This window comes from Massilia horti (genome assembly GCF_004614195.1).
Taxonomy (GTDB): Bacteria; Pseudomonadota; Gammaproteobacteria; order Burkholderiales; family Burkholderiaceae_D; genus Telluria; species Telluria horti.
The window spans coordinates 38,372-45,867 of record NZ_SPUM01000114.1 but is presented as its reverse complement, the minus strand read 5'-3'; the positions used below and the strand labels follow the sequence as shown (position 1 = coordinate 45,867).

Annotated in this window: 4 protein-coding genes and 3 tRNA genes; 1 reads left to right on the top strand and 6 read right to left on the bottom strand. The window is 67.3% G+C overall.

The features are described from left to right. From E4O92_RS17545 to E4O92_RS17530, 4 genes are all read right to left on the bottom strand, one after another. Positions 1 to 346, bottom strand: a 346-nt coding sequence (locus tag E4O92_RS17545; RefSeq protein WP_229483465.1) for a GTP-binding protein, incomplete at its 3' end; no start/stop codon positions are given. Positions 347 to 433: 87 nt separating this feature from the next. Then, positions 434 to 508: transfer RNA gene (locus E4O92_RS17540), tRNA-Thr, on the bottom strand. A 37-nt stretch (positions 509 to 545) separates the two neighbouring features. Beyond that, positions 546 to 619: transfer RNA gene (locus E4O92_RS17535), tRNA-Gly, on the bottom strand. Between the two features lie 37 nt (positions 620 to 656). Then, a tRNA-Tyr gene (locus tag E4O92_RS17530) sits at positions 657 to 741 on the bottom strand. A 255-nt stretch (positions 742 to 996) separates the two neighbouring features. On the opposite strand from E4O92_RS17530, the gene E4O92_RS17525 reads away from it, so the two are divergent. After that, positions 997 to 4,203 (top strand): EAL domain-containing protein, encoded by a 3,207-nt coding sequence (locus E4O92_RS17525; RefSeq protein ID WP_229483467.1) that lies wholly within the window; start codon positions 997 to 999, stop codon positions 4,201 to 4,203. 110 nt (positions 4,204 to 4,313) lie between these two features. Here the strand turns inward: E4O92_RS17525 and E4O92_RS17520 are convergent, their stop codons facing one another. Both E4O92_RS17520 and E4O92_RS17515 read right to left on the bottom strand, forming a co-directional pair. Next, a complete protein-coding gene (locus tag E4O92_RS17520) occupies positions 4,314 to 5,852 on the bottom strand; it encodes an HDOD domain-containing protein (RefSeq protein WP_135190947.1) in 1,539 nt (512 codons plus the stop codon). Between the two features lie 3 nt (positions 5,853 to 5,855). Further along, entirely contained in the window at positions 5,856 to 7,490 is a 1,635-nt protein-coding gene (locus E4O92_RS17515) for a tetratricopeptide repeat-containing response regulator (RefSeq protein ID WP_135190946.1), read from the bottom strand. Between the last annotated feature and the right edge of the window lie 6 nt (positions 7,491 to 7,496).

The window sequence follows — 7,496 nt, the reverse complement described above, 5'->3', positions numbered from 1 at the left end:
TCTGCGGCATCGGGCCGTCAGCTGCCGAGCAAACCAGGATCGCGCCGTCCATCTGCGCTGCGCCGGTGATCATGTTCTTGATGTAGTCGGCGTGGCCCGGGCAGTCAACGTGCGCGTAGTGGCGGTTTTCGGTTTCGTACTCGACGTGCGCGGTGTTGATGGTGATGCCGCGCGCCTTCTCTTCCGGAGCCGCGTCGATCTGGTCGTAGGCTTTTGCTTCGCCGCCGAACTTCTTCGACAGAACGGTTGCGATTGCAGCCGTCAGGGTGGTTTTGCCGTGGTCAACGTGACCGATGGTGCCGACGTTCACGTGCGGCTTGGTCCGTTCGAATTTTTCCTTTGCCATTTTAGACTCCTAACGATCCTAACGATTTTTGAAAATTACCAGGCACACCTGACAGCCGGCTCAGTTGCTGCCGACGACAATAAATTCTGGTGCCCTTGACGTGGATTGAACACGTGGCCTCTCCCTTACCAAGGGAGTGCTCTACCACTGAGCTACAAGGGCTTTTTGTTGCGATGCACTTCTATGCACTGCAGTTCACTGGAGCGGGTGAAGGGAATCGAACCCTCGTCGTAAGCTTGGAAGGCTTCAGCTCTACCATTGAGCTACACCCGCGAGGTACATCTTCACCGCTACAACAATCTGCAATTATTGGTGGAGGGGGCTGGATTCGAACCAGCGTACTCATAGAGAACAGATTTACAGTCTGTCGCCTTTAACCACTCGGCCACCCCTCCGCGAGGAACCGCAGAGTATGAAGCACGCTCTAGTTGATGTCAACTATTTTCGCTGCTTCTGATCCAACTCAAAACAGCTGCGTCGCTTCGGGGCGTGATTGTAACCGCACGAACTGCAAGAGTGCAAGGGCTGTTTGCAAGCGGATCGCGTGACACGATCTGCGCGGCGTCAAACCGGTTTCCGGTGTCTAATGCGATGTCTGCACAAGGCACAGAATGACTCCTGAGTATCCGCGATGGCGGTGGCCGCAGCTGGTGTTGGCCAACCTCGCCATCATCGCTGTCTATGTGGGCACGGTCCAAATGAGCCGCGCGCTGGACCTGCCCCCCGGCTATGCCTCGCCGCTGTTTCCGGCGGCCGGCGTCGGACTGGCGCTGGCGGTAGTGGCGGGCTCGGCCGTGATGCCGGGCATTGCGCTGGGAGGGCTCCTGCTGTACCTGTACATGGGCTCGCTCGATCCGTCGGTACCGCGGCAGGCCACGCTCCTGTTTAGCATCATCGCCATGATCGGGGAGACGCTGCAGGCCTGGCTGGGCGCGGCACTGTTCCGCCGGTTCGTCCGTCCGGCACTCGATTCCCCCCGCGACGTCGGCCGCTTCCTGCTGCTGGCACCTATCATCTGCCTGATCAGCGCCGTCGTGGCGGTGCCGCCCCTGTATTGGCTGGGGATGATCGAGCCTGAGATGCGGACCTCCACATGGCTGAGCTGGTGGGCCGGCGACACCCTCGGGGTGCTGCTGGCCGCGCCCCTGACCTGGATTGTCTGCGCGCCGCCACGGCCGCTGTGGCGGTACCGCGCGCGCATCGTGGCGGCGCCGCTGCTGCTGGCCGCGGCCGCGGTGGTGCTCACCTACCAGCAGGCGGTGCACTGGGAAACCGACCAGCAGCTGGGCAAGTTCCGCCTGCAGGCGCAGCAGGCGGCCGACCTGATGCAGGCCGAATTTTCCGAACACCAGCGCTTCGTCGACACGGTCGCCCGCACCCTGGGCGACACCGGGCAGACGCTCACCGAACAAAAGCTGCAGCGCATCGCCAGCGACTACATCGACGACCGCACCGACATCCAGGGAATCGACTGGGCGGTACGGGTGGAAGACGACGACCGCGCCGCGTTCGAGGCGTGGGCACGGACCCATGTCGACCCCGGCTACGAAATCCGGGATGTGACCCCTGACGGGAAAATCGTGCGCGCGGCGGCCCGCGCGCGCTACCTGCCCCTGCTGTACACCACGTCCGTCAACAATCCGCTGTTGCACGGGCTCGATTTCTATGGCGAGTCCGGGCGCAGGAACGCGATTACCAAGATGGTGCGCACCGGCCGGCCGGCGGCGACGCGGCCGCTGCGCCTGGTCACGACCGGGCAACCCGGCATGGTGCTGTTTCGCGGTGTCGGCCCGCTCGGCGAGCTGCCCGCCGGCGCGATCATCGTCGCGATCGACGCCGACCACCTGGTGCGGCGGGCAGCCGCACGCGCCGGCCTGACCGAATTCGACTATTCGCTGGACGACGTCACCGAACCGGCCCGGGTGCTGCCGGTCACGAGCACCGCCTGGAGCGCGGAGCCGAGGGGCCAGCACGACGTCCGGCTGGCGTTCGCCGACCGCCGCTACCTGCTGCGCATGGCGCCGTCCGCGGCTTTCCTCGCGAACCCGCACGGCTGGGCCAGCTGGAGCGTGCTCACCGGCGGCCTGCTGCTCACCGGCCTGTTGGGCGCGCTGCTGCTGCTCATGAGCGGCGAACGCGCCCGCATCGAAGCGCTGGTCGGCGAGCGCACCGCGCGCCTGCGCGACCGCGAGGCACGCCTGCAGGCGATCCTGAACAACGCCGCCGATGCGATCTTCACCGTCGATGCCACCGGCGTCGTCATCTCGGCCAACGCCGCCACCGAAGCGTTGTTCGGCTACCCGGCCACGCACCTGCCGGGCCTGCCCTTCGTGGCGCTGGTGCCGGCGCCGGGCGCCGAGGAGGCGCCGCGGCTGCTGTCACGGCTGGCACACGCGCAGCCCGAAGAACGCGAGCTCAAAGGCATCAACGCGCGCGGCGACGTGTTCCCGCTGTCGATCGCGGTCTCGCGCGTGCAGCTGGGCCCCGAACACATCTTCGTCTGCATCCTGCGCGACCTGACCGAGCAGCGACGCTCGCAGGAGCGCATCTACAAGCTGGCGCACCACGACACGCTGACCGGCCTGGAAAACCGGTTCGCGCTCAACGAGCGGCTCGAGCTGCAGCTGGCGCACGCGCGCCGCACCGGCGAACCGGTGGCGGTGCTGTTCATCGACCTGGACCACTTCAAGAAGATCAACGACTCGTACGGGCACGCGGCCGGCGACCGGCTCCTGGTCAGCGCGGCGCACCGGATGCAGGACCTGCTGCGCGACGTCGACACCCTCGGCCGGCTCGGCGGCGACGAGTTCGTGATCGTGCTGGGCGGCCCGCTCACGCCCGACAGCGTGACCGCGATCGCGGTGCGCGTGGTGCAGGCGCTGACCGAGCCCTACCAGTTCGACGACATGACGGTCCACAGCGGCGCCTCGGTCGGAGTGGCGCTGTTCCCGGCCGACGGCCAGGACGCCGCCACCCTGCTGCGCCACGCCGACACCGCGATGTACTCGGCCAAGCGCGAGGGACGCGGCAACTTCCAGTTCTTCTCGCCGGCGATGAACGCCGCCACCCACGAGCACCTGCTGCTCGAAAACCGCATGTGGACCGCGCTCGAAAACAACGGCTTCGACCTGCACCTGCAGGCCCAGGTGCAGCTGGCCACCGGGCGCGTGATCGGCGCCGAGGTGCTGCTGCGCTGGTACGACGAGGAACTGGGCAGCGTCGAGCCGCAGCGGTTCATTCCGGTGGCCGAGGAATCCGGGCTGATCCTACCGCTGGGCGACTGGGTGCTGGCGCGCACGATGCAGCTGCTGGCCGAGTGGCAGGACGAAGGGCTGGGCGCGCTGCGGCTGGCGGTGAACCTGTCGGCGCGCCAGTTCTCGGGCGGCGCACTGCTGGGGCGCCTGGACCAGCTGCTGCAGCAGCACCGGATCGACCCGTCGCGGCTGGAACTGGAGATCACCGAAACGGCGGCGATGCGCGATCCGGAAAGCACGCGCCTGCTGCTGCGCCAGTTGCGGGCACGCGGGTTCCGGCTCGCGATCGACGACTTCGGCACCGGCTACTCGTCGCTCGCCTATCTCAAGCTGTTCGCGATCGACCGGATCAAGATCGACCGCGGTTTTGTGAAGGACATCGAGACCAATCCGAACGACGCCAACATCGTCGCCGCCACCATCAGCCTGGCCCACTCGCTCGGGCTGGCGGTGGTGGCCGAAGGGGTGGAGACCCATGCCCAATGGGGCTTCTTGCGCGAGAAGCGCGGCGACGAAGCGCAGGGCTTTTTGTTCGCGCGGCCGATGCCGGAGGCGCAATTCCGCGACTTTATCCGGGAGCGGGCGCAGGTGCCGGGAATGTAGGGTGCGCACCTGTGCGCACGCGGTCACCGTATGCCGGCTTGCGGCTGCTGCTTCACTACGCTGCTCTCGCGAACCGCGTGCGCACAGGTGCGCACCCTACGACGTCACGTTCACGTCGGCGCCAGCGCCGCCAGCACCTGTCCCTTGAGCGCCTTGATCAGCGAGGTTTCGTCCGGCGGCACGCCTTCCGGCGCAGGGCAGGCGCGGTCGGCATAGAACAGGCCGAGCTGCGCCTTGCCGACCACCAGCGGCAGCACGATGAAGCTCTTCGCGTCCGGCAGCAACTGCTTGTGCCACGCCGGCAGCAGGTCGCGGATCTTGGTGCTGGTCGCGTCCTCGATCATCAGGTCGGCGTCGTTCTCCATCGCCAGGTGGAAGATGTTGCGGCTGGTCGCGGCGGGGAAGGCGAAGCCGGCCTGGATGCGCGCCTCGTCCGCGCCTAACGAACTGCGCGCGCGGTACTGGCCGAGGCGCGCGTCCTTCAGGCACACCGTCGCGAAGCGAAATCCCATGCTGCGGTAGAGCGTTTCGAGCACGGCCAGGATTATTTCGTTGACCTTGCCCTGCCCCGATGCGCGCATTTGGGTGACATCCTGCACCCCGGCCAGCAGCAGCTCGCGCGCGTTCTTCGGCTTGCCGCTCGGATGAAGCCCGCGTTCCGCGTCGCCGGCGTGCAGCGTCGCCTGCAGCAGCACGTTGGGCAGGCCGTCACCTTCCGGCTCGGCCGGCCGCGCGACCGGCTCCATGTTCATGCTCTCCAACAGGCTGTGCATGCCCTGCTGGACGCTGTCGAACAGTTCGTCCAGCTGCCGCGCGTCGAGGTTGAGGGCGGCGCCGTAGCGCGCCAGCATGGCGGCGGCCTCGGGCTCGCCGGCCGGGCTGGCGGTCTTGCCGAGCAGGCGCGCCACGTCGAGGCTGAACGATGCCACCTGGCGCATCCATTCACCGCGGTTGGCAGCGGCCTTCAGCTGGCCGGGCGGCAGCGGCGCCTGGGCACGCACGATCACGTCCGGGATCTTCCATTCGGCGAGCACCGTCCCCGACAGCGCGTCGTAGCTGCAGCCGATGATCAGGTGCGAGGCCTGGGCCACGGTGTGCTTGCCGCTCGCCGCGAGCGCGGCGATTTCGCGGTAGCGTTCGTACTCGTGCGAGGCCACCAGCAGCGGCGCCAAGTTCTTGAACAGGGCCGCGATCGAGGCTTCTTCCGCGCCCTGATAAAAGCTGTGGCGCGCCATCTCGCGCCCGACCAGGCTGGCGCACAGCGCCGCTTCGAGCTCGACCCGAACGCTGGCGGCGTGCACATTGTTGGAGAGCGCGTCGACCAGCAGCATCGCCAGCGCCGTGGTCTTGACGTTGTCAAAGCCCAGCAGCGAAATGGCACGCGAGATGGTGGTGACCGCGGTGCCGGCGGCCGCGCGGTACTGGACGGTGTTGGCCAGGCGCAGGATGCGCTGGGTCAGCGCGACGTCCGACAGCACGTAATACGCCAGATCGTCGGTGCCGTGGTCGTCCGAGGAGGCCATCTGCACCACGCGCGCCACCGAGCTGCCGAGCGCGAACATGTCCTCGTCGCCGCATACCTTTTGCATCAGCGCCGCGCGCACCTGGCGCGCGCCGGCCTCGAGCGACGAGGAGGAGATGTCAATCATGGCTTACCCGGCTCTCCTGGCCCGCGGGCCTTTATCGTATTTTTTCAGTATCTGCTGGTGCAGCCCGGCCAGCGCCGGCAGCTTGGCATTGACCGGATCGAGCTGGCGTACGCTGCCGATCAGGATCTGCGCCTGCTGCCCGAGCCGGTCGTCCCAGCCGACGTTGTCCAGGCTCTTGAGCACCGCCAGTGCGGCGTTGAACGCGACCTGCGGATTTTCCGGCAGCTTGTCCACCGCTTCAAGCATCATTGCCACCGCGCCGGCGTAGTCGCCCTCCTTGGCCTTGGCGGCGCCGTTCGCCACCAGGTCGATCACCTGCTGGCGGCTTTCCTGCGCCAGCTGGCGCGCCAGTTCCGGGCGGCCAGCCTGCTCCAGCACCGCCATCGCCCTGGCCACGGCGGCGTTGTTGGTGGCGTTGCGCATCACGTCGCGCACCACCTCGGAGGCGCCCTCCTCCATGTTGTTGGAGAGGCAGGCCCGCGCCAGTTCGAGCTTGAGCGGCGCGGCCAGGTCGGGCGCATCGCGGCAGCCGGCCAACGCGGCCTGCAGCGCCTCGTTCAGGCGGGTCTCGTCGCCGGTGTACTCATGCACCAGGCTGGACGCGATTGCGCTGCACACCGGGGTGTTCTTCTGCCCGCCCATCGAGCGGTCGAGGTCGCGGATCACGGCTGCGGCCTGCACCGGATCGCCTTGCCTGACCAGGGTCTGGACCAGCCGCACATGGTCCTCCGGATCGCGAAATTCCGAATGCCTGGCCTTGGTGACGACCTGCTTGAACATCTTCTCGGCCATGTCGGTGTCGCCCGCCTCGAGCGCGGTTTCGCCCAGCTTGCGCAGGCGCCGCACCGCGTGCGGCGACACCGTGACCCCATCCATGAGCGAGCGCTGCGCCCGATCCAGATCGCCAAGCGCGGCGTGGGTGCGCGCCAGCCAGTCGTAGGCGTCGACGAAGTTGCGGTTGGTCTCGACCAGGTTTTCGAGGATCTCGCGCGCCTCTTCATATTGCGCGCGCACCACCAGGGTCTTGGCCAGCCCCAGGCGCGCCCACGCGATCGCCCTGGCGTCGAGCAGGCGGCGGTAGATGGGTTCGGCCTGTTCCGGCTCGCCGAGGAACATGTGCAGTTCGGCGCGCAGGCGCATGAAGTCGATTGCGAAGCGCGGGTGCTCGCGCTCGCCGTCCAGGCAGGCCTCGATCGCTTCGCGCTGGTTGCCCTCCTCCATCAGCTGGTACACCGGCAGGAACACGTTGCGGCGGTACAGGGCACGGGCCACGCGCTCGAGCAGGCGGTCGGCCGTGAACGGCTTGAGGATGTAGTCGGAAGGCGCCAGTTCGGCGGCGCTGACCACCTTGCTGTACTCGCCCTCGCCGGTGACCATGAAGAACATGGTCGACAGCGAGATCAGCTTGTGGTGGCGCAGGTCTTCGAGCAGTTGCTGGCCGTCCTGGCCGCCTTCGAGGTCGTACTCGCACAGCACGATGTCGAACTGCTTCATGCTCAGCTGCTTGACGGCCTGGTTGGCGCTGGGCGCGTCCTGGATCTTGGTCAGGCCGCACAGGCTGAGCATGTTGTGCAGGCTCGCCCGCATCCCGGCATGCGGCTCGATGATGAGGGCGCTCAGGCCGTCCAGTTCGTTCATTTCCAG